The sequence below is a fragment of the Nocardioides sp. genome (assembly GCF_031397825.1).
Lineage (GTDB): Bacteria > Actinomycetota > Actinomycetes > Propionibacteriales > Nocardioidaceae > Nocardioides.
The window spans coordinates 17852-38098 of sequence record NZ_JANNML010000146.1 but is presented as its reverse complement, the minus strand read 5'-3'; the positions used below and the strand labels follow the sequence as shown (position 1 = coordinate 38098).

Here is a 20247-nt window from a genome sequence, read left to right as displayed (position 1 = left end):
GTCAGCCAGAGCGACTGGCCGGCGGCCGGCAGCAGGCAAATGCCATCGGTGGCGCCTTCGGCTTCATCGGTGGCCGTGCCACCGAACAAGGCACCCAACGTGGCATCGAAGCGTGCCGCGTCGAGGTCGTTCTCCAGGCCGTCGAGCGCGGCCTGCGCGCCGCGCGTCCACCAGCGGCGCACTTGCGCCAGCGCGTCGCCACGCAATGCGTCTTCCTGCGGCACGGTGATCTCGCTGACCAGCACGAACGGGAAGTAGCGTCCCACGCCATCGACCGACGGCATCAGCACGCCGACCCATCGCGTCGGCCCGATCACGCGCTCGCCCAGCACGAACGACCACAGCGGGCTTTCCAGGTAGCGCTCGGTCCAGTCGTCGTGGCGCTGGCGCAGCCCGCTCAGGCCGCTCTGCAGCCAGGCATCCCACGGCGTGCGAAACGATTCGGGCAACCGGCGGTGCGCAAAATCGCCCATGCCGGGCAGCTTGCCGAACCAGCCGGGCAAGGCCTCGGGGAACATGGCTGACCCCGCGATCACAACCCCTCCGGGCAATTGAACTCGCGGATCTCGCGCAGGCGGATCGGATGCTGCACGCTGTTGGCCGTCACGTCGAAGCGCGTGCGGCGGTTCTCGATGTTGAAGGTGATGAAGAACTTTTCGGGCGCGTCGCCGGGAGCAGGCACTGCAGGACCCGCTGCACCTCGCCGAGCGAGAGCTGGGCCGGCGTCAGCTCGTCGACCACGTTGGGGTGGGTGCGCTTGACGACGTCGGCGAGCAGCCGCACGTCCTCGCGCCCGAGCAACCGGGCCGCGTGGACCGTGACGATCTCGGACAGGTGGGTGGTGATCACCGCGGACCGGTCGACGACCGTGGCGCCGCCGAGCTCGGCCTGGTGACGCAGCTCGGCCGGGATCCACTTGGCCTCGAGCCCGAAGACGGGTTCCTGCGTGGCCTCGCCCGGGAGCGAGCCGAGGAAGTCGCCGATGGCGAGCACGGTGCCCGGGGGCGCCTCGCCCCGGGCGACCTCGATGCCGAAGAGCTTGATGACGTAGGTGCGCGCCGGGAGGGTGACGTCGTCACGGGTGCGCACCAGGGGTACGACGATGCCGAGGTCACCGGCGATCTTGCGCCGCAGTCCCTTGACCCGTTCGAGCAGGTCACCCCCGCTGAGCGGATCGACGAGGTCGATGAGGTCGGCGGAGAGCTCGAGCCCCAACGGGTCGACGAGCATCTCCTCGACCAGGGTCTCCGGCAGGTCGGGGTTCCTGGTCGTCTCGAGCGCGAGGGCGTCGGCAGAAGGGAGAGCACCGATCTTGCCCGGGGACCCCGGGTCCGTGACGCGGGTCGAGACCAGCAGCAGGACGCCCCCGGTGAGCAGGAACGGGATCTTGGGCATGCCCGGGATCAGGCACAGGGCCATGCCGGCGAACCCGGCGATGCGCAGCGGCGCCTGGCGGGCGACGAGCTGGGAGACGATGTCGGAGCCCATGTCGGAGTCTTTGGTCCCGGCGCTGCGGGTGACGACGAGACCGGTCGCCACCGACAGCAGCAGGGCCGGGATCTGCGAGACCAACCCGTCTCCGACCGACAGCAGCGAGTAGGTCGTCACCGACTCGCCGGCCGACATGCCGCGCTGCACCATGCCGATCGTGAAGCCGCCGACGAGGTTGACGAGGGTGATGATGATCGCGGCGATGGCGTCGCCCTTGACGAACTTGGAGGCACCGTCCATCGCGCCGTAGAAGTCGGCCTCGGCGTGCACCTCGGCGCGACGCCGGCGGGCCTCGTCCTCGTCGATGAGACCGGAGTTGAGGTCGGCGTCGATGGCCATCTGCTTGCCGGGCATGGCGTCGAGGGTGAACCGCGCCCCGACCTCGGCCACGCGGCCGGCACCGTTGGTGATGACGACGAACTGGATGATGAGCAGGATCGCGAAGATGATCAGGCCGACGATCAGGGAGCCGCCGACGACGAAGTGGCCGAAGGTCTCGATGACCTTGCCGGCGTAACCGTCGATGAGCACCAGACGGGTGGCGCTGACGTTGAGTGCGAGGCGGAAGAGCGTCATCACCAGCAGCAGGGCGGGAAAGCTGGCGAAGTCGAGCGGCCGACCCACGAACATCGCGGTGAGCAGGACGAGCAGCGCCCCGACGATGTTGGCCGCGATGAGCACGTCGAGGAGCACCGCGGGCAGCGGCACCACGAGCATCACGACGATCATCACGATGCCGACCGGGACACCGAGCTGGGTCAGTCGCTTGAGGGGCATCGGGTGCGCCTTTCAGGGTCGGCTGCGGATCCCGCCGTCCCTGGCGCAGCACGACACCGTCCTGGCGTCGTCGTCCCTATCGGGTCGCGAGCACCGGACCTGAGGGGATCCGGCGGCGGCGTCCCGCGACCGGCACCGGGTCGAGCTCGGCCTCGCGGCGCGGGCTGCGGTGGGTGCCGCCCACACGGCCGGTGTTGCGGCGGCTGATCACGAACGCGAGGACCTGGGCGACGGCCGCGAAGAGCTCTGCGGGGATCTCCTGGCCGACCTGGGTGGAGGAGTAGAGGGCGCGGGCGAGGGGCACGTCCTGCACGAGGGGCACGTCGTGCTCGCCGGCCAGCTCGCGGATCCGCGCGGCGATCGTGCCGGCCCCGCGGGCCACGACGGTGGGTGCCCCGGCCTCGGGGTCGTAGCGCAGGGCCACGGCGACGTGCGTGGGGTTGACCAGCACCACGTCGGCGGTGAGGACGTCGGCCATCATCCGGTTGCGGGCCATCGCCAGCTGCCGGGAGCGGATCGCGCCCTTGAGCATGGGGTCGCCCTCCTGCTGCTTGTGCTCCTGCTTGATCTCCTCCTTGGTCATGCGGGTCTGCTTGCCGATGCGGCGCCGGTTCATCGCGTAGTCGGCGCCGGCCATGAGGAGCCCGGCGATCGCGACGTTGCGGATCAGTGCGAGGGCCTCGTCACCGGTCTGGTGGAGCATGAAGTCGATCGGGACCATGCCGCCGAGCAGCGGCATCATCGACGTGACGGCACCCTTGACGAGCACCGCGACGAGCGCGCACTTGAGCAGCATCTTGGCGCCCTCCCAGAGCGCCTGGATGCCGAAGACGCGCTTGGCGCCCTTGATCGGGTCGAGCTTGGACCACGTGGGCTTCACGGTCTTGGTGGCCAGGAAGAAGCCGCCCTGGGCGAGCGCCGACGCCACCCCCACGACCATGACGGCGGCCCCCAGGAGCACCAGCGCCCTGAACGCGTGGGCGGACCCCTGTCCGAGGAGCTGGAGCGCGTCGGAGGCGGTGGGGTCCTCGATGGTGCGCAGGCAGGCGGTCATCAGGCCCTTGATCGCATCGATCTCGCGGCCCATCATGGCCGGCATCGCCAACCCCGCGAGGAGCATCGCGGCCCAGGCCCCCAGCTCCTGGGTGCGGGGGACCTGCCCCTCCTTGCGGGACTCCTTGCGCTTCTTGGCGGTGGGTTTCTCGGTCTTCTCCTCCCCGCTGCTCATGAGCCGCCCGCCATCGCGTCCATGGCCTGCAGCGCCATGTCCACCATCGTGCGCATGACGCCCGGCAGGACCGGGAAGGAGAGACCGACCAGGAGCAGGGTGAGCCCGATCTTGGCGGGAAACATCACGTTGATCGCCTGCAGCTGGGGCGCGATCTTGGTCAGCAGCGCGAGCCCGAGGTCGGAGATGAACAGCACCGCGATCATCGGCAGCGCGATCTGCACCGCGGTCACGAAGAACATCAGGAACGCCTTGGTCAGCACGCTCGCGCCGCCGTCCACGTCGGGGGTGGTGCCGATCGGCAGGAGCTCGAAGGTGCGCAGCAGGCCGCCGATCACCAGCAGGTGCCCGCCACTGGCGAAGAGCAGCATCGTGGCCAGCATCTGGTGGAAGGTGCCGAAGACGGAGTTCATGTTCATCCCGAGCGGGTCGAAGCCCTGCGCCAGGGAGAAGCCGCCGAAGACGTCGACCAGGCTGCCGGCGGCCGCGATCGCGCCCAGCAGCATCGAGGTCACGAAACCCATCGCGATGCCGATCAGCGCCTGGGTCAGGACCGTCAGGAGCAGGCTGGGGGCGTCGAGCGGGATCTCGGACTCGGCCAGCACGGGGGCGACCGCGAAGCACAGTCCCAGCGACAGCACGACCTTCGCCATCGCCGGTACCGCCCGCGAGGAGAACGGCGGCACGACGGCGAGCCAGGCGACCACCCGCACCGAGGCCAGCAGGAAGGCGACCAGGGGCTCGCCGGCGAAGGTGAGGGTCATCAGCCGAGCAGCGCCGGGATGCGCTCGTAGAGCTGGGTGGTGAACGTCATCAGCGTGTGCAGCATCCAGTTGCCGCTGATGAGCAGGGCGATGCCGACACCGACCAGCTTGGGCACGAACGCGAGGGTGAACTCCTGGATCTGGGTCATCGACTGGAAGAGCGAGACGACGAAGCCGATGACCAGGGCGGTCGTGAGGACGGGGGCGGACAGCTTCAGCGCCACCATCATGGTCTGCATGGCGATCTCGATGATCTCGGTGTCGGTCATCGGCTGCTACCCGTAGCTCGCCACGAGCGACTTGATGACCAGGCCCCAGCCGTCGACCAGCACGAAGAGCAACAGCTTGAACGGCAGCGACACCATCACCGGCGGCATCATCATCATGCCGAGCGCCATCAGCGCCCCGGACACGACGATGTCGATCACCAGGAAGGGGATGAAGATGATGAAGCCGATGATGAAGGCCTGCTTGAGCTCGCTCAGCACGAAGGCGGGGATGAGCGTCGAGAGGCCGACCTCGTCGCGGTTCTCCGGCAGCTCGCGGTCGGCGACGTTGGTCAGCAGCGTCAGCTCCTCGTCGCCGGTCTGGTCGAGCATGAACTCACGCAGCGGCACGATGCCGTCGTCGAAGGCCTGCGTCGTCGTCTTGTCGCCGTCGAGGTAGGGCTGCACGCCGACGTCGTTCATCTCCGAGAGCACCGGGCCCATGATGAAGAGGCTGAGGAACAGCGCCAGCCCCGCGAGGACCTGGTTGGGCGGCGTCTGCTGGAGGCCCAGCGCGTTGCGGGTCAGCCCGAGCACCACCAGGATCTTGGTGAAGCTGGTGCACGTGAGCAGGATCGCGGGCAGCAGCGACAGGAAGGTCATCGCCACCAGCAGCACGACCGACGAGCTCGGCTTGTCGGTGAGACCGCCGAAGTCGACGGTCACCGATCCCGGGTCGCCCTGGGCGCCGGTGGGGCCGGTCGGCCCTCGGGGCCCGTCGACGCCGGGCTCGTTCGTGGGGACGGCGGGCACGTCAGCCGGGGCGCCGGTGGGAGCGTCGGTCGGGGCGTCGGTGGGGGTCGGCGTCTCCTGGAGGGGTACGCCGGAGGTCGCGGTCGTCGCACCCGGGGCGGGGGTCGCCGACGCGGGTGCGCTCTGGCCGAGCCAGATCGTGACCCCCAGGGCCAGCAGCACGAGCACCCTCCCCGGTGCTCGTCCGGCCAGTCCCCGGCTGGTGCGGCCCCCCGGCCGACTCACGAGGCTCGCCCTGAGACGGCTTGGAGCGCCTGGCGCCAGGTCTGGGGAGAGAGCACGGAGCCCGCGAGGGCGCCCTCGGCCGGCGCGGTCGTGCTCGGGGGTGCGGCCCGGCGCGACGCGGTCCGGCGCTGCGCCGCGTGGCTGCGGGGGGCGGCGTGCCGACCGGGCGACGGGGGTGTCGGGGCTGCCGGTGCCTCCAGCTGGTCGTGCAGGAGTGTCGCGAACCCGGCCGACGAGGTGGTGGGGGCGCTGACCAGGTGGGCGACCGGGGCCAGGTCGACCTCGCTGCCGGTGTCACCGGTGTCACCGAGGTCCTCGAGCTCGTGGGGGTCCAGCTCGGCCAGCACGCGCACCTGCTGCTCGGTGGTGCCGAGCACCAGCACCCGGGACCCGACGGTGACGACGGTGACCGATGACGTCCGGCTGAGGGCCTGACGGTGCAGGACCCGGACCGGCGAGCCGGCACGCCCCTTGAAGCGCCGCGCGCCGAGGCGGGCGGTGAGCAGCAGCAGCCCCAGCACCACCGCCAGGGAGAAGACGAGTCGGACGACGAGCTCGGTCATGGGTCAGCTCGCGGCCTGGTCGTCGAGGATCTCGGTGACGCGCAGGCCGAAGTCCTCGTCGACGACGACGACCTCGCCGCGGGCGATGAGCCGGCCGTTGACCAGCAGGTCGGCGGGGCTCCCGGCGGCCCGGTCGAGCTCGAGGACCGCTCCGGGGGCGAGGGCGAGCAGGTCGCGCACGGCCATGCGGGTGCGGCCCAGCTCGACGGTGACCTCCATGTCGACGCCGTGCAGCATCTCGATGCCGCGGTGGGCGAGCGGGATCACGCTGGAGCCGTGGCCGCCCCCGTGGACCGGGGCTCCCGGACCCAGGTCGCGCACGGGTGCCGCCCCGACGGGGACCGCACCGGACGCCACCGGTGCGGTCACCGTCGGGCCAGCACCCGGGCCCGCGCTCGCGGCTGCGCCGGGCGCCAGGAGGGCGTCGGGCAGGAGGAGGGCTGCAGCGATGCCGCTGCCGATCAGGGGGACGACGGTGAAGGGGCCGCCGAGGTCGGAGACGACCAGGGTCAGCTCGACCTGCGTGGCGGCCTGCGCGGACCCGCCGAGGACGGCGGCGACGGCGTCGAGCGCCGGCTGCACCGCCGCGGCGAGGTCGAGACCGCCCAGCGGGCTGGCCTCGAGCGCGGCCACGAGCTCGTCACCCACGAGGACCGCGATCCGGCTGCCGGCGACCTCGGCGACGGCCGCGCCGGCGAAGGAGGAGACCACGTGCTCGGTGCCCGGCTGGGCACCTCCGGCCACGAGCGGGGTCGCCGCGGGCAGGACCTCGGCCGCCGCCTCGCCGGCAGCGATCGCCAGGTCGTTCGGGTCGGAGGGGAGCGGTGGGGTGGTCATGAGGTCTCCTTCGGGGTGCTCACGATCAGGGCGGCCAGGCGCGGGCCCTGGGCGCCGGCGGTCGCATGGGCGAACGTGGTGTCCTCGACGGTGACGTCGAGGGGTGCGGAGGCGGGGTGGGCCAGCCGGAGGACGTCCCCGGGGCGGAGGTCGCTGAGGACGGCCGGGTCGACGCTCGTCGAGCGGAAGCGGACGGTGACGTCGACGGGCACGGTCTGGAACTGCTCCTGGAGCAGGGCGGCCGCCTGGGCGCGTTGGGCGCGCTCGCGGTTGGAGACGGGAGCCGGGGCCGCGGCGGCGGTGAGGTGGGGCAGCAGGCCGCTGAAGGGCAGGCACACGGTCATCCGGTGGGCGCGCTCGTCGATGCGCAGCTCGAGGCGCATCACCACCATCACGTCAGCGGCACCGGCAACCTGGGCGAACTGGGGGCTGTACTCCACGCCGACGATGGTCGGCTCCAGGCCGACGATGCCCGAGAGCGAGTAGCGCATCTCGGCCAGCAGCCGCTCGATGAGGCCGCGGATGACGCCGCTCTCGATCTCGGTCAGCGGCCGCTGCGGCTGGTCGCCCGACCCGGGGCCGCCGAGCATGTGGTCGACGCAGGACATCGTGGCGTCCAGCGGCATCTCGAGGACCCCGACGCCCGGCATCGGGTCCGCGGAGAACTTGGTCATGTAGGTCGCGGCGCCGAGCGAGTCGACGTACTCCGCATAGCTGCGCTGGTCGATGCTCACCACGGACACCGCGCACACGCTGCGCAGGGCGGAGGTGAAGACCGTCGTGGCCTGGCGGGCGAAGCCGTCGAAGCCCAGCTGCAGGATGCGCTGGTGCTCGCGGGACAGCTGGATCGGTCGCCGGAAGTCGTAGGCGACGGGATCCACGGTCCGCGTACGACGGCGTGCGCGACCGCTCCCGCTGCCCGGTCGGGGCGCGGAGATGGTCGACGGCGGCAGGCTCACGTCAGGGGGATCGGCCCCCTCCCGGTGCACCTGAGAGAAATCCGGACTGGTCCGGAGCGGTTCGGGCCGGGCTCCGATGAGGTCGGGCGACTACTGGGTGACGAACTCGGTGAAGTAGACCCCCATCACCTCCCCGTGATAGCTCTCCTCGAGCACGTGGCTGAGCTCCTTCTTGAGCTTGTGGCGCCCGGCCGGCTTGGTCAGCTCCTCGGTGCTCCGCCCGCTGAAGATCTCGATGACCGCGTCCAGCGCCTTGCTGCCGTCGAGCTCGTGGGCGCCCTCGATCAGCTGCAGGGCCACCCCGATGCGCAGGTAGTGGCTCTCCGCGAGGTTGATCTGCACCGGCTCGAGGACCAGGACCTCACCCGGCACGGCCTCCGGCTCGGCCTCGCCGGAGGGTCGCAGCAGGAAGAACCACGCGGCGCCGGCCACCAGGGCGAGCACCAGCACGATCAGCAGGATCTTCTTCTTCCCGCCGCCCTTCGCCTTCTCCTCGGCGGGAGCCGCGTCGCTCGGCGCCGGGGCCGTCTTGGTGCTCATGATCCGTCTCCTTCCCGTGAGGCCACCACGTCGTCCAGCATCGCCCGGGTCTCGGACGGCAGCGACGACAGGACGACCACGTCCACCCGCTTGTTGACCTCCTGCGAGCCCGGGAGGTCCGGGTCCACCAGTGGCTTCTCGTGGCCGTAGGCGGCCAGCATCAGCCGGCTGCCGGGCAGGCCGCCCACCTCGTCCAGCCGGCGCAGCACCGTCAGGGCGCGGGCGGCCGAGAGGTCCCAGTCGCTGGCGAAGTACTTCGGCTTCACCTTCACCTGGTTGGTGTGACCGTCGACCTGGAGCGGCTCGTCGACGTCGGCCAGCACGGTGGCGAGCGTGTCCACGACCTCGCGGCCGCGGGTGCTCAGCGTGGCGAGGTCGGCCTCGAACACGACGTGTCGCGAGACGAGACTCAGCACGAGCCCGCGCTCGTCGTAGGAGACCTGCACGTCGTCGGCCAGTCCCTTCTTCCGCAGTGCCTTCAGCACCTGCTCCTGGAGTGCCTCGAAACGCGTCACCTCGGCCTCGGCGTCCTGGCGCCGTCGTACGGCGTCCTGCACTGCCTCGGCCACCCCGTTGGAGGTGGAGGCGAGCTCGACCTCGGTCAGCTCCTGGAAGTTGAGCGCAGGCGCCACCGGTGCCATCGAGGACGTCCCGGCCTGGTCGAGGATGGAGGAGGAGCCGTCCAGCACGGAGGTCGACTGGCCGAAGCCTGCTGCCAGCCCGTCCTTGAGTGCGTTGAACTTCTTCTGGTCGACCTGGCTCATGGCGAACAGCACGATGAAGAGCACCATCAGCAGGGTCACCATGTCGGCGTAGGTGACCAGCCAGCGCTCGTGGTTCTCGTGCTCCTCCGGCTCCTCGAGCCGGCGTCGCTTGGTCGACATCTCAGGCCGCCTCGGGGACCGTCTGACCCACGGGCAGCAGCGAGGTGAGCTTCTGCGCGATGACTCTCGGGTTGGAGCCGGCCTGGATCGCCGCGACGCCCTCGATGACGATCTCCATGCGGGCGACCTCGAGCTCGCTGAGCCGCTTGAGCCGGCTGCCCAGGGGGAGCCAGATGACGTTGGCGGACATGACGCCCCACAGCGTGGCGATGAAGGCCGCGGCGATCAGGTGGCCGAGCTCCTCGGGCTTCGCGAGGTTCTCCAGGACGTGCACCAGACCCATCACGGTGCCGATGATGCCGATGGTCGGGGCGTAGGCGCCGGCGTCGGCGAAGAACTTGGCGGACTGTTTGTCGGAGCGCTTCTTGGCGATCATCTCCGACTCGAGGATCTCGCGGACCTCGTCGGGGTCGGTGCCGTCGATGGCCAGGGTCACACCCTTGACCAGGAACTCGTCGTCGATGTCCTTGAGGGAGTCCTCGAGGGCCAGCAGACCCTCGCGGCGGGCCCGCTCGGCCAGCTGGACCACGGCTGGGACGACGTCGGAGGCGGGGGTGATGTTGCCGGTGAAGGCGCGCTTGAGCGCGGCCAACGAGCCCTTGGCGTCCTGCATCGTGCCGCCGGCCAGCGTCACGAGGAGGGTGGTGCCGAAGACGAGGAGCAGCGGCGCCGGGAGCATGAGGCTCATCGGGTTGCCGCCCTCCATGATCTGGGAGGCGAAGACGACGCCGAAGCCGACGCCGATGCCGATGGGGGTCGCGAGGTCCATCAGGCCTTCCCCTCCGACCGGTTCTCGAGCCCCTGGAGGGCGGGATGGACGGTGACCGAGGCCAGCCTCGGCGCCGTGTCGGCCGGCAGGGGGGAGTCCTGGAGGGACCGGGCGGCGTCGGGCGACACCCGGTCGCCGTCCGGCCAGGCCTCGATCTCGCCCACCTGCACGTGGGCGCTGAGCGCGATGACCTCGGCGCGGTGGTAGCGGATGGCGTTGACGACCGCGTGCAGGCCTTCCGCGACGACGTACTTGGAGCCGTCGATGAGGGTGATCACGGTGTCGGGCGTGCTGTCGACGCGCTCGATCAGCTCGGAGTTGAGCGCGAACGCGGAGCCGGAGAGACGGGTCAGCAAGATCATCGGGGGAGCACCATCCTTAGTGCGGGTGTTCGACGGCCGTCCGTGGCTGTCAGAGGTCTCATCGGTAGGGGAGGTAAAGACCTGAGGGATCCGCGCGACGGGCTGCGACGACGCGCCGCCCGTCGCACGGACGTGGGTCAGCGCTTGATGTTGACCAGGTCCTCGAGGACCTGGTCGGACGTGGTGATCACGCGCGAGCTGGCCTGGAACCCGCGCTGGGCGAGGATCAGGTTGGTGAACTCCGCGGCCAGGTCGACGTTGGACATCTCCAGGGCGCCGCCGATCAGGCTGCCGCGCTGTCCGGCGCCGGGGACGTCGATCTCGGCGACACCGGAGTTGGCCGATCCCCGGAACGACGTCTCGCCGACGCGCTCGAGGCCGTTGGGGTTGTTGAAGTCGGCCAGCGCGAGCTGGGCCATGTCGCGCTGGATGCCGTCGGAGAAGACGCCGCGGATCTTGCCGTCGGTGCCGATCGCGTAGGACGTGAGCTCCTCGCCCACGGGCACCGCCGGGGTGAGCCCGGCGGAGTCGAGCGTGATGTCGATCAGGCCTCCGGTGGCGAGGCCGGCCGCGTCGAGGGCGTAACCCTGGACCCGGGCGCCCGAGGGGCTGACCAGGGTGCCGGTCTCGTCGAAGGTGAATGCGCCGGCGCGGGTGTAGATCTGCTCGTTGCCGTCCTGGAGGACGAACATGCCGTCGCCCTGGATCATCAGGTCGGTGGCCCGGCCGGTCATCTGGGCCGATCCCTGGAGCAGGTTGGAGGCGACCGCGGCGACCTGCACGCCGAGACCCACCTGGATCGGGTTGGTGCCGCCCTGGCCGGCGCTGGCACCGGAGGCGCCGGTGAGCATCTGGCTCAAGGTGTCCTGGAAGACGACGGTGCTGGACTTGAAGCCGATCGTGTTGGCGTTGGCGATGTTGTTGCCGGTGACGTCGAGCATGGTCTGGTTGACGCGAAGGCCGCTGATGCCGGCGAAGAGTGAACGAAGCATGAGATGTCCTCTCGGGCCCTCAGAGGGCCGGAACTGCCACGGATGGGGTGGTGGTGGCGGCCGGGGTGGCCGGTGTGGTCGGGCTTCCGTCGGTGACGGACTGGACCTGGAAGATGGGGACCTCGATGCCACCGACGTCGAGGACGGGGCCCGAGGGGCCGAACGTCACGCCGCTGACGAGACCGCTCCCCTCGGTGCCGTCGCCCAGGGTGTAGGTGACCTGGCGGCCGACCAGCTGGGCGCCACCGAAGGCCATCTGGGCCCCGAGCAGGGCACCGGTCTGGTCGGCGACGGACTGCATCTTCTCGAGCGCGGTGAACTGCGCCGACTGCGAGAGGAACTCGCTGGTGTCGCTCGGGTTCATCGGGTCCTGGTAGCGCAGCTGGGCGACCAGGAGCTGCAGGAACATCTCCTTGTCGGCCGAGCCTGCTCCCGCCGTGGACGTGCTGGCGAGCATGCCCGTGGGCGGCGCCATGGTTTCGATTGCCGGGATGGACAACGCGTTCCTCCTCCTAGATGGACACGTCCAGGCCCGAGGGCCCGCGTGACGTGCGCAGCTCGACCGGTCTCGACGGGGTCGTCGGGTCCGGGCTGCCATCCCTGGCGGTGGTGTCCTCACGCGTCCGTGCGTGGTGCTCGTGGCCGGGCCCTCGTCGGGGCCCGGGGTCGCCCGCGGCGGGGCGGTCGCTCCCCGAGGGGACCTGCTCCCCAGCAGCGCGGGCGTAGGCGGCCGCGGTGTCGTCGCGGCTGGTGCTGCGGTCGAGCAGGCCGCCCAGGCCGGTGCTGCCGCCGGCGCCCAGGTCACGGATCGTGACGGTCGCGTCGGCGCCGCCCTGCTCGAGCAGCCGGCGCAGGTCGGGCGAGCTGTGCAGCAGGGCGTCGCGTGCCTCCCGGCCGGCCGCCAGGCTCACCCGCACCTGGCCGGCGCGCACCGTGAGGGTCACGCGGACCTCGCCGAGCGAGCCTGGGTCGAGCCGCAGCGTCAGGTGGTGGGTGCCGGGACCCGAGGAGGCCAGCCGGGTGACCTCGGGAAAGACCTGGCGCGTCACGGCCGCCGTGGCCGGCGGTGCGGCCGGCCGGTCGACCGAGGTCGTCGGTGTCGGGCTGGCGCCCGTCACGCCGGCTGCGGCCGCGCCGCCCGGGTCGGGGGCCGAGTCGGCGCGTTGTTGCGCGGCGGGGGTCGAGTCGGGCGCGGCGCCCTCGGGGCGTCGTACGGCGTCGGTGGTGAGGGTGGCCGGATCCGTGGGGACCAGCGGGGACGTGGGTGCCGGGACGGCGCCTTGTTGCACGGCGGCGACCTCCACGGTGGCAGCCCCGTCGGGTGTCGAGACGGTCCCGCCGGCCACGGGACCGGCCTGAGCCTGAGCATGAGCCTGGACCGGCACAGGCGCCGGGAGGCGGCCGACGATCACGTCCAGGAGCGCGGGCGGCATCGTCGTGCAACATTGCGCCGACTCGGCCTCCTCCAGGCCAGCGACCTCGCCGGTGTCCGTGCACGTCTGCGCCGACTCGGCGGTGTCACTCGGAGCGTCCTGCCCAGGGGCACCGGCGCCGGCGTACCCGACGAGCGCTGCGACCAGGGCGCCGAAGCCCAGGGCGGAGTCCGGGGCGGCGGCCTCGCCGGGAGCACCTGCCGGCGCGGAGCCGGGAGCCGCGCCGGCGGCACCGGGAGCGACGAGGGGCGGGCCCATCGGGGCGATCGTCATCAGGCTGCCTCCAGCATCGACATGACGGAGCGGACGTAGTTCTGCGTCTCGGGGTAGGGCGGGATGCCGTCGTAGCGCAGCACCGCGCCGGGCCCGGCGTTGTAGGCCGCGAGGGCGAGGGGGGTGCTGCCGAAGCGGTCGAGCAGGTCGCGCAGCAGCCGGGCCGCACCGTCGACGGCCTGGGTCGGGTCGAAGGAGTTGGTGACGCCGAGCCCCTGCGCGGTGCCGGGCATGAGCTGCATCAGTCCCTGGGCGCCGGCCGGGCTGACGGCGGACGGGTCGTAGCCCGACTCCTGCTTGGCCACGGCGGAGAGCAGCGCGGGGGAGACGCCGTACTTCTGCGCGGCGCCGTTGAACAGGTCGGCGAAGGGGACGCCGCCGACGGCGCCCGCCGGTGCACCGGTCCGGGTGACCGGGGCAGCCCCGCCCTCGGGCACGATCCGACGGATCGCGACCGGCTCCTCGTAGAGGTCGATGACGCGGACGTCCAGGCCGGTGCGGGGCGCCTCGATCATCTGGTTGTTGCCGATGTAGATGCCGACGTGGCTCACCGGGGATCGAAAGGCCAGGATGTCGCCGGGCTGGGCCTCGGCGAGCGACGCGACCGGTCGACCGGCGGTGGCCTGCTGGTAGGACACGCGCGGGATGTCGATGCCGAGGTTCTTGTAGACGAGCTGGATCATCCCCGAGCAGTCGAGGCCCTTCTGAGGGTCGGTGCCGCCCCAGAGGTAGGGGATGCCGAGGTACTTGCGCGCCTCGGCGACGACTGCTTCCCCGCTGACACCCGCACCGCCGGCAGTGGCGGTGGTGGGGGTGGTGCTCGAGAGCGGGGGGGTGGTCGTCGTGCCGGCCAGGGCGGTCGTGGCGGCGGTGGTGAGCGCGCCGGTGAAGGCGGTCGAGGGCGTCCGCGGCGGGGCGAGCAGCGCGAGCTGGCTCTGGATCATCGAGATCCGGCTGGTGACGTCGGAGACGCTCATGCGTGACCACCCGCCGCGCGTCGCAGCCACAGCCGACCGGCGACCTCGTCGAGCTCGCGCGCCTCGTCGTGGGCGTCGACCGCGCGGCGCTCGTCGACACGGCTCTCCAGGAGGTTGTCGACGGCCGAGAGACGGGTCTTGTGCGACTGCCAGTGCGCGTCCGCGCTGGAGCGTACGACGGCGGCCCGGTCGAGGTCGCCGCGACTGCGGCTGGCGGCGTCGGTGAGCGCGGTCAGCGAGGCGCGCAGGGCCACGAACTGCGCGGCGTCGGTGACGACCCGGCTGCCGTGCTCGCGCACGCTCTGCTCGAGCTCGGCGAGGGCCTCCTCGTGGCGGCGCTGCTCGGCGATCGCCTGCTGGAGGCCGAGCCGGCTGTCCCGCTCGCGCACGGCGCGGACGCGCGAGACGGCCTGGAGCCCGCGGTCCTGCGGGGCGCTGCTCACGGTGCCACCAGCCCTTGGAGACGCGCCCAGGTCTCCTCCAGGGAGGTGGCCGAGTCCATCGGCTGGCGCAGGAAGTCGTTGATCTGCGGCATCCGCGCCAGGGCGGCGTCGGCGTCGGGGTCGGTGCCCGAGACGTAGGCGCCGATCTCGACCAGCTCGCGCACCGAGCGGTGGGCGGCGAGCATCCGGCGCAGCTGGATCGCGGCCTCGCGCTGGAGGGGCGTGGTGACCGCCGAGGTGACCCGCGAGATCGACTCGAGCACGTCGACGCTGGGGAAGTGCCCGGCCGTCGCGAGGCGACGGGTCAGCACCACGTGGCCGTCGAGGATCGAGCGGGCCGTGTCGCCGATGGGGTCCTGCATGTCGTCGCCCTCCACCAGGACCGTGTAGAGCCCGGTGATCGAGCCCGCGGGCGAGGTCCCGGCGCGCTCGAGCAGCCGGGGCAGCAGGGCGAAGACGCTGGGCGGGTAGCCACGGGTCGCGGGCGGCTCGCCCGCCGACAGGCCGATCTCGCGCTGGGCCATGGCGACGCGGGTCAGGGAGTCCATCATCAGCAGCACGTGCTTGCCGTCGTCGCGGAACCACTCCGCGATCCGGGTCGCGACGAAGGCCGCGCGCAGCCGCTCGACGGGCGGTGCGTCCGAGGTGGCGACGACCACGACCGAGCGGGCCAGGCCCTCGGGACCGAGGTCGTTCTCGATGAACTCGCGCACCTCACGGCCGCGCTCACCGACCAGGGCGATGACCGAGACCTCGGCCTCGGTGCCGCGGGCGATCATCGACAGCAGGCTGGACTTGCCGACGCCGGAGCCGGCCATGATCCCCAGCCGCTGCCCGGTGCCGCAGGGGACCAGCGAGTCCAGGGCCCGCACGCCGAGCCCGAGCTGGCGGTCGATGCGGGGTCGGGCGAGGGCGTCGGGCGCCGCCTGCTCGACGCGTACGGCGGGCAGGTCGCGGAGGGAGGGGCCCCCGTCGATCGGGCGGCCGAGACCGTCGAGCACCCGGCCACGCAGCCGGTCACCGACGTTGATCTGCAGGGGACCGCCGGTGTGACGGACGGGAGCGCCGACCTCGAGCCCGGCGGTGTGGCCCAGGGGGAGGCAGACGAGGCCCTCGGTGCTGCTGGCCGCGACCTCGGCGAGCACCGGGGTGGGCGCCATGACCTCGAGCAGGTCACCCACGGCGGCCCGCAGGCCGGTGACCCGCAGGTGGAGGCCGACCATCTCGCTGACGCGACCGAGTCGCAGGGGCAGCACGGAGGTGAGCGCCCGGTCGCGTGCCTGGTCCAGGAGGACGGTCATGACAGCGCCTCCCGCATCCGATCGAGCGCGGAGCCGACACACAGGTCGACCACGTGGTCGTCGGCCTCGACGACCGCGTCGCCGGGCAGGAGCGAGGCGTCGGCGACGACGCGCACCCCCTGCTCGACGAGTCCGCAGACCGCGTCGGCGGTTGCGACGGACGGGTGCAGGCGCAGCGTCACGGGGAGCCCGGCGGGCAGCACCCGCAGGGCGCGGCGCACGACGTCCTCGCCGAGGTCGGGGGAGAGCCGGAGCTCATGGTGGACCAGCGCCTCGGTGAGCTCGCGGGCGAGCAGCAGGGCCTGGTCCTCGACCCGGGCGCTGACCCGGGCGAGCGTCTGCTGGAGGGAGGTCGCGGCCTCGACCAGCGCGTCCAGCGCCTCGCGGTGCTCGGCCTCGCGGCGGGCCTCGGCGAGGCAGCGCTGCTCCTCGGCCACCGCGGCGACGGCGGCCGCCTCGACGGCCGCCTCGCGACGTCCCTCGGCCCACCCGACGGCGTAGCCCTGGCTGCGGGCGGCCGTGCGGGTGCTCTCGGCGAGGCCGGAGAGCACCTGCTCGGTGACCGCGTCGCCGAGGACCGAGCGGTCGCCGAAGCGGGTCCATGACCCCGAGCGCAGCTCGGGGGTGCCCATCGAGCTGGCCGCATCGGCGCTGGCTCCCCGCAGCACGGCGGCTCCGGTCTCGGGTCGTGCCTCGGGGCGGGCCTCAGTCGACGAACTCATCGTCGTTCCCTCGCCGGACCATGATCTGGCCCTGCTCCTCGAGCTGTCGGATGGTGCGGATGATGGCCTGCTGGGCCTCCTCCACCTGGGTCAGGCGCACGGGGCCGAGCAGCTCGATCTCCTCGACCAGCGTGACACCGGCGCGCTCGGAGAGGTTGCTGGTGATCTTGTCGCGCACCTGGTCCGAGACGCCCTTGAGCGCTAGCGCGAGCTCACCGGTGTCGACCTGGCGCAGCACCTGCTGGATCGAGCGGTCGTCGAGGTTCACGATGTCCTCGAACATGAACATCCGGCTCTTGACCTCGTTGGCCAGGGCGACGTCCAGGCTCTCGAGGCCCTCGACGATCTGGCGCTCGGTCGAGCGGTCGGAGCGGTTGATGATGTTGACCAGGGGGTCCAGGCCACCGACGCGTGAGAGGTCGGACGGCTGGAGCATCGAGGAGAGCTTGCGTTCCAGGGTCGCCTCCACGGCGCGCACGATGTCGGGCGAGGTGCGGTCCATGACCGCGATCCGGTGCGCGACCTTGGCCTGCTGCTCGGGCGGGAGGCCGGAGAGCAGCAGCGAGGCCTTGTCGGGCGTCATGTGGGCGAGCACCAGGGCGATCACCTGCGGGTGCTCGTCGACGATGAAGGACCGCAGCTGGGCCGGGTCGGCGCGGTGCAGGAACTGGAAGGGCATCTGCACGGCGGCCGCGTTGAGGCGCTCCATGATCTCCGCGGCGCGCTCGCTGCCGAGTGACTGCTCGAGGAGCTGCTGGGCGAAGGCGAGGCCCCCCTGTGCGATGTGGGCCCGTGCGGTCATCAGGTCACGGAACTCGGTGAGCACCGACTCGGTCTCCCCGCCGCTGATCGAGTCGAGGCGGGCGATCTCGGCGGAGATCGCCTCGACCTCGCTGTCGTCCAGCTTGCTCATCACGGCGGCGGCGCGGTCGCGGCCGAGCTGGACGAGCAGGATGGCGGCCTTGCGCACGCCGATGCTCGCGAGGGTCGTGGTCATCAGGGACGCTCCACGAGCCAGCCGCGCAGCAGGGCCGCGACGTCCTCGGGCTGACGCTCGACCAGGGAGTTGAGCTCCTCGCGCAGCTCCATGCTCTGGTCGTGCTCGGCCTGCTCCAGGGCGAGCGCCGCCGGCGGCATCTCCAGCGCGGCGGTGCGGGCGGTCGACTCCTGGCGCAGCTGCTCGACGACGTACGTCGTGGCCTTGTCGCGTGCCTTGGCGCGCCGGCGCCCGGTGATCCAGGCCAGCAGCAGCATCAGCACGACCAGCACGCCGAGCCCGATGTTGCGGTAGAGCGTCGTCTGCTCGGCCTTGGCGTTCGCGGCGGCAGCCGCCTCGAGCTCGTCGGCCGCCGCCAGCTCGGCGGTGCGGTCGAAGGGCAGCGAGGTGACCTGGACGGTGTCGCCGCGCTTGCGGTCGATCCCGACGCCGGCCGCGACCAGGTCCTGGATGTCGGCGGGCGAGATCTGCTTGGTGGTGGCCGTGTCGAGCACGACGCTGACGTGCATCGAGCGGATCGACCCGGGCGAGGTCTCGCGACGCTCGACGGTGCTGTCGACCGCGTTGTCCTCCGCCGACTGCTTCTTCACGTAGCTCGAGGCGTCGCCGCCGGTCGCGGCCGTGTCCATCTGGCCGTCCGGGCCGACGACGCCACCGACCTGGCCGGTGGCGTCAGGACCGGTGTAGGTCTCGCTGCTGCTGCTCGAGGAGAGCGGCGGCGTGTCCTCGTCGACGGAGAAGTCGGTGGTCTCGACGACGGACTTGTCGAAGTCGAGGTCGGTCGTCACCTGCACGGTGGAGTTGCCCACGCCGACGACCCGGTCCAGCATCGCCTGGAGCCGGCTGTGCAGCTGGTCCTGCATGGCCTCGGTCTGCTGGGTGCGGGTGCTCGCCGCGGCGGCGGCGGAGCCGTCGGGGGCCGAGAGCACCAGGCCCGTGGAGTCCGCGACCGTCACCTTGGTCGGGTCGAGGCCGTCGATGCTGGAGGCGACGAGGTGGACGACCGCCTGCACCTGGTCGCCGCCCAACGTGGTGCCCGGGCGGGTGGCCACGAGGACCGAGGCCGTGGCCGGGTCCTGCTCGTCGGCGAAGACCTGCTGGGGCGGCAGCGCGAGGTGGACGACCGCGGTCTCGACGTCGTCGATCGCCTCGATCGTGCGGGAGAGCTCGCCCTCCATGGCCCGCTTGAAGTCGGTCTGCTCCTGGAACTGCGAGGTGGACAGGCCCTGGCTGTCGAGCAGCGAGTAGCCGTCGTCGCTGCTGGTCGGCAGGCCCTCGCCGCTCAGGTCGATGCGGGTCGAGTAGACCAGGTCGCGCGGCACCATCACGGTGCCACCACCGCCGCCGAGCTCGTAGGGGACGCCGCTGGTCTCGAGCTGGTCGATGACCGCGGAGGCGTCGGCGGAGGAGAGGTTGGAGTAGAGCGGCGCCATGCTCGGCGTGGCGGCCCACTTGAAGACCATGAAGCCGGCCAGCAGGAGCGCGGCGGTGCCGAGCACGGCCATGGCCTTCTGGCCGGTGGTGAACGTCGCGAAGGTGCGCTGGTACCTGGCCAGCGTGCGACCGAGCTGCTGCTTCATCAGACCTGCATCCGCATGATCTCGGTGAACGCCTCGACGGCCTTGTTGCGGACGGCGACGGTCATCTGGGTGGTCACGGTGGCCTCGGTGGCCGCGATCGTGTAGTCGTGGAGGTTCTGCAGGTCACCGGTCGCGGCCTTGACGGCCAGCTGGTCGCTGCGGTCCTGCACGCCCTCGAGCCGGTCGAGCCCGTCGAGCACCAGGTCGCCGAACGAGGCGCCCTGGACGCCGGCGGTGCTGCCGGCCGCGCTGGCGCTGCCGACCCCGCCGACCCCGCCGGGACCGGCGGGTGGGGTGGGGACCTGCGGGGCGACGTACGGCGTGAAGCCCATCGCCTCGATGCCGGAGACACTCATCATCGACCCCCGATCGACAGGGCGCTGGAGTAGGTCTCCTGCGCGTACTTGGTGACCTGCACGGAGGCCTGGTAACCGCGCTGGGCCATGATCAGCTGGCTCATCTGGCTCGACATGTCCACCCCGGGCGCCCGGACGTTGCCGTCGGCGTCGGCCAGGGGGTGGCTCGGGTCGTTCACGATCGTGCCCGCTGCGTCGCTCAACGCGATGCCGGCGACCTCGACGCCGCCTCCGGGCCGCGGTGCTGCGGTGACCATCTGGGCCTGGAAGGCGCTCTCGCTGGTCGCGACGACGGTGTTGACGTTGGCGATGTTGTTGGCCAGCGAGTCGAGCCACGTCTGGTGCATGCCGAGGCTGGAGCCGGCGATGCCGAGCAGGTCGAAGGCCCCCATCAGGCACCGGCCGAGATGCGCAGGATGTCGAAGCGGTCGCTGACCGCTCGCGTCATCATCTGGTACTGGAACTGCGACTGCATCGCGGCGACGGTCTCCTTGCGGAGGTCGACGTTGTTGCCGTCCGGCCCCACCGGGGTGTCGGTCGGCGTCGTCGCCACCCCGACCTGGCTCGCGTCACCGGACGAGATGGCCGAGCGCAGCGAGCTCTCGAAGTCGACGCTGGTCGCCCGGAAGCCGGGGGTGTCGATGTTGGCGATGTTGTCGGCGATGACGCGCTGACGCATCGAGAGGCCGTCGAGGGCGGCACCGAGGACCGCGGAGACGGCATCGGTCGCGGCGAGTGCGGGAACGGACACAGCG

General features: G+C 71.7%; 25 protein-coding genes. All 25 read right to left on the bottom strand.

Annotated features, from left to right (window positions below; genetic code table 11):
- Nucleotides 1–518, bottom strand: a 518-nt coding sequence (tagF, locus tag RMN98_RS12935) for a type VI secretion system-associated protein TagF (protein WP_309649224.1), incomplete at its 3' end; no start/stop codon positions are given.
- A gap of 85 nt (nt 519–603) precedes the next feature.
- Nucleotides 604–2268 (bottom strand): flagellar biosynthesis protein FlhA, encoded by a 1665-nt coding sequence (locus tag RMN98_RS12930; protein WP_309649223.1) that lies wholly within the window; start codon nt 2266–2268, stop codon nt 604–606.
- Between the two features lie 76 nt (nt 2269–2344).
- Complete coding sequence (locus RMN98_RS12925) at nt 2345–3496, bottom strand: EscU/YscU/HrcU family type III secretion system export apparatus switch protein (RefSeq protein ID WP_309649222.1); 1152 nt, start codon at nt 3494–3496, stop codon at nt 2345–2347.
- On the bottom strand, nt 3493–4260 hold the full coding sequence (locus tag RMN98_RS12920; protein WP_309649221.1) for a flagellar biosynthetic protein FliR: 768 nt from the start codon (nt 4258–4260) through the stop codon (nt 3493–3495). Before RMN98_RS12920 ends, RMN98_RS12925 begins: the two co-directional genes overlap by 4 nt.
- Nucleotides 4260–4529 (bottom strand): flagellar biosynthesis protein FliQ, encoded by a 270-nt coding sequence (gene fliQ, locus RMN98_RS12915; RefSeq protein WP_309649220.1) that lies wholly within the window; start codon nt 4527–4529, stop codon nt 4260–4262. Before fliQ ends, RMN98_RS12920 begins: the two co-directional genes overlap by 1 nt.
- Before the next feature lie 6 nt (nt 4530–4535).
- Nucleotides 4536–5441: a flagellar type III secretion system pore protein FliP gene (gene fliP, locus RMN98_RS12910; RefSeq protein ID WP_309649219.1), complete on the bottom strand. Its 906-nt coding sequence runs from the start codon at nt 5439–5441 to the stop codon at nt 4536–4538.
- A gap of 59 nt (nt 5442–5500) precedes the next feature.
- On the bottom strand, nt 5501–6067 hold the full coding sequence (locus RMN98_RS12905; protein ID WP_309649218.1) for a flagellar biosynthetic protein FliO: 567 nt from the start codon (nt 6065–6067) through the stop codon (nt 5501–5503).
- A gap of 3 nt (nt 6068–6070) precedes the next feature.
- On the bottom strand, nt 6071–6904 hold the full coding sequence (fliN, locus tag RMN98_RS12900) for a flagellar motor switch protein FliN (RefSeq protein ID WP_309649217.1): 834 nt from the start codon (nt 6902–6904) through the stop codon (nt 6071–6073).
- Complete coding sequence (locus RMN98_RS12895) at nt 6901–7863, bottom strand: flagellar motor switch protein FliM (RefSeq protein ID WP_309649216.1); 963 nt, start codon at nt 7861–7863, stop codon at nt 6901–6903. The genes fliN and RMN98_RS12895 overlap by 4 nt, the downstream gene beginning before the upstream one ends.
- Nucleotides 7864–7953: 90 nt before the next feature.
- Nucleotides 7954–8403: a flagellar basal body-associated FliL family protein gene (gene fliL, locus RMN98_RS12890; protein WP_309649215.1), complete on the bottom strand. Its 450-nt coding sequence runs from the start codon at nt 8401–8403 to the stop codon at nt 7954–7956.
- Nucleotides 8400–9287, bottom strand: coding sequence for a flagellar motor protein MotB (locus RMN98_RS12885; RefSeq protein ID WP_309649214.1), 888 nt, complete (start codon nt 9285–9287; stop codon nt 8400–8402). The genes fliL and RMN98_RS12885 overlap by 4 nt, the downstream gene beginning before the upstream one ends.
- Nucleotide 9288: 1 nt before the next feature.
- Nucleotides 9289–10056, bottom strand: coding sequence for a motility protein A (locus tag RMN98_RS12880; RefSeq protein WP_309649213.1), 768 nt, complete (start codon nt 10054–10056; stop codon nt 9289–9291).
- Nucleotides 10056–10418 (bottom strand): flagellar FlbD family protein, encoded by a 363-nt coding sequence (locus RMN98_RS12875; RefSeq protein WP_309649212.1) that lies wholly within the window; start codon nt 10416–10418, stop codon nt 10056–10058. The genes RMN98_RS12880 and RMN98_RS12875 overlap by 1 nt, the downstream gene beginning before the upstream one ends.
- Nucleotides 10419–10555: 137 nt before the next feature.
- A complete protein-coding gene (locus RMN98_RS12870) occupies nt 10556–11410 on the bottom strand; it encodes a flagellar hook-basal body complex protein (protein ID WP_309649211.1) in 855 nt (284 codons plus the stop codon).
- Nucleotides 11411–11429: 19 nt separating this feature from the next.
- Nucleotides 11430–11885 carry a flagellar hook capping FlgD N-terminal domain-containing protein gene (locus RMN98_RS12865; protein ID WP_309649210.1) on the bottom strand — a complete coding sequence of 152 codons (456 nt, stop codon included), beginning with the start codon at nt 11883–11885 and terminating at the stop codon, nt 11430–11432.
- Nucleotides 11886–11922: 37 nt separating this feature from the next.
- Nucleotides 11923–13116, bottom strand: coding sequence for a flagellar hook-length control protein FliK (locus RMN98_RS12860; protein WP_309649209.1), 1194 nt, complete (start codon nt 13114–13116; stop codon nt 11923–11925).
- Nucleotides 13116–14093 carry a transglycosylase SLT domain-containing protein gene (locus RMN98_RS12855; RefSeq protein WP_309649208.1) on the bottom strand — a complete coding sequence of 326 codons (978 nt, stop codon included), beginning with the start codon at nt 14091–14093 and terminating at the stop codon, nt 13116–13118. Before RMN98_RS12855 ends, RMN98_RS12860 begins: the two co-directional genes overlap by 1 nt.
- The gene (locus RMN98_RS12850; RefSeq protein WP_309649207.1) at nt 14090–14536 is read right to left on the bottom strand and encodes a flagellar export protein FliJ; all 447 of its coding nucleotides are present in this window, start codon (nt 14534–14536) and stop codon (nt 14090–14092) included. Before RMN98_RS12850 ends, RMN98_RS12855 begins: the two co-directional genes overlap by 4 nt.
- The gene (locus RMN98_RS12845) at nt 14533–15837 is read right to left on the bottom strand and encodes a FliI/YscN family ATPase (protein WP_309649206.1); all 1305 of its coding nucleotides are present in this window, start codon (nt 15835–15837) and stop codon (nt 14533–14535) included. Before RMN98_RS12845 ends, RMN98_RS12850 begins: the two co-directional genes overlap by 4 nt.
- Nucleotides 15834–16559 carry a FliH/SctL family protein gene (locus tag RMN98_RS12840; protein ID WP_309649205.1) on the bottom strand — a complete coding sequence of 242 codons (726 nt, stop codon included), beginning with the start codon at nt 16557–16559 and terminating at the stop codon, nt 15834–15836. The genes RMN98_RS12845 and RMN98_RS12840 overlap by 4 nt, the downstream gene beginning before the upstream one ends.
- Complete coding sequence (gene fliG / locus RMN98_RS12835; RefSeq protein ID WP_309649204.1) at nt 16543–17556, bottom strand: flagellar motor switch protein FliG; 1014 nt, start codon at nt 17554–17556, stop codon at nt 16543–16545. The genes RMN98_RS12840 and fliG overlap by 17 nt, the downstream gene beginning before the upstream one ends.
- Nucleotides 17556–19136 (bottom strand): flagellar basal-body MS-ring/collar protein FliF, encoded by a 1581-nt coding sequence (fliF, locus tag RMN98_RS12830; protein WP_309649203.1) that lies wholly within the window; start codon nt 19134–19136, stop codon nt 17556–17558. The genes fliG and fliF overlap by 1 nt, the downstream gene beginning before the upstream one ends.
- Nucleotides 19136–19492 carry a flagellar hook-basal body complex protein FliE gene (gene fliE / locus RMN98_RS12825; protein ID WP_309649202.1) on the bottom strand — a complete coding sequence of 119 codons (357 nt, stop codon included), beginning with the start codon at nt 19490–19492 and terminating at the stop codon, nt 19136–19138. Before fliE ends, fliF begins: the two co-directional genes overlap by 1 nt.
- Nucleotides 19492–19884, bottom strand: a complete 393-nt coding sequence (locus RMN98_RS12820; protein ID WP_309649201.1) for a flagellar basal body rod C-terminal domain-containing protein — start codon at nt 19882–19884, stop codon at nt 19492–19494. The genes fliE and RMN98_RS12820 overlap by 1 nt, the downstream gene beginning before the upstream one ends.
- Nucleotides 19884–20243: a flagellar basal body protein gene (locus RMN98_RS12815; RefSeq protein ID WP_309649200.1), complete on the bottom strand. Its 360-nt coding sequence runs from the start codon at nt 20241–20243 to the stop codon at nt 19884–19886. Before RMN98_RS12815 ends, RMN98_RS12820 begins: the two co-directional genes overlap by 1 nt.
- Between the last annotated feature and the right edge of the window lie 4 nt (nt 20244–20247).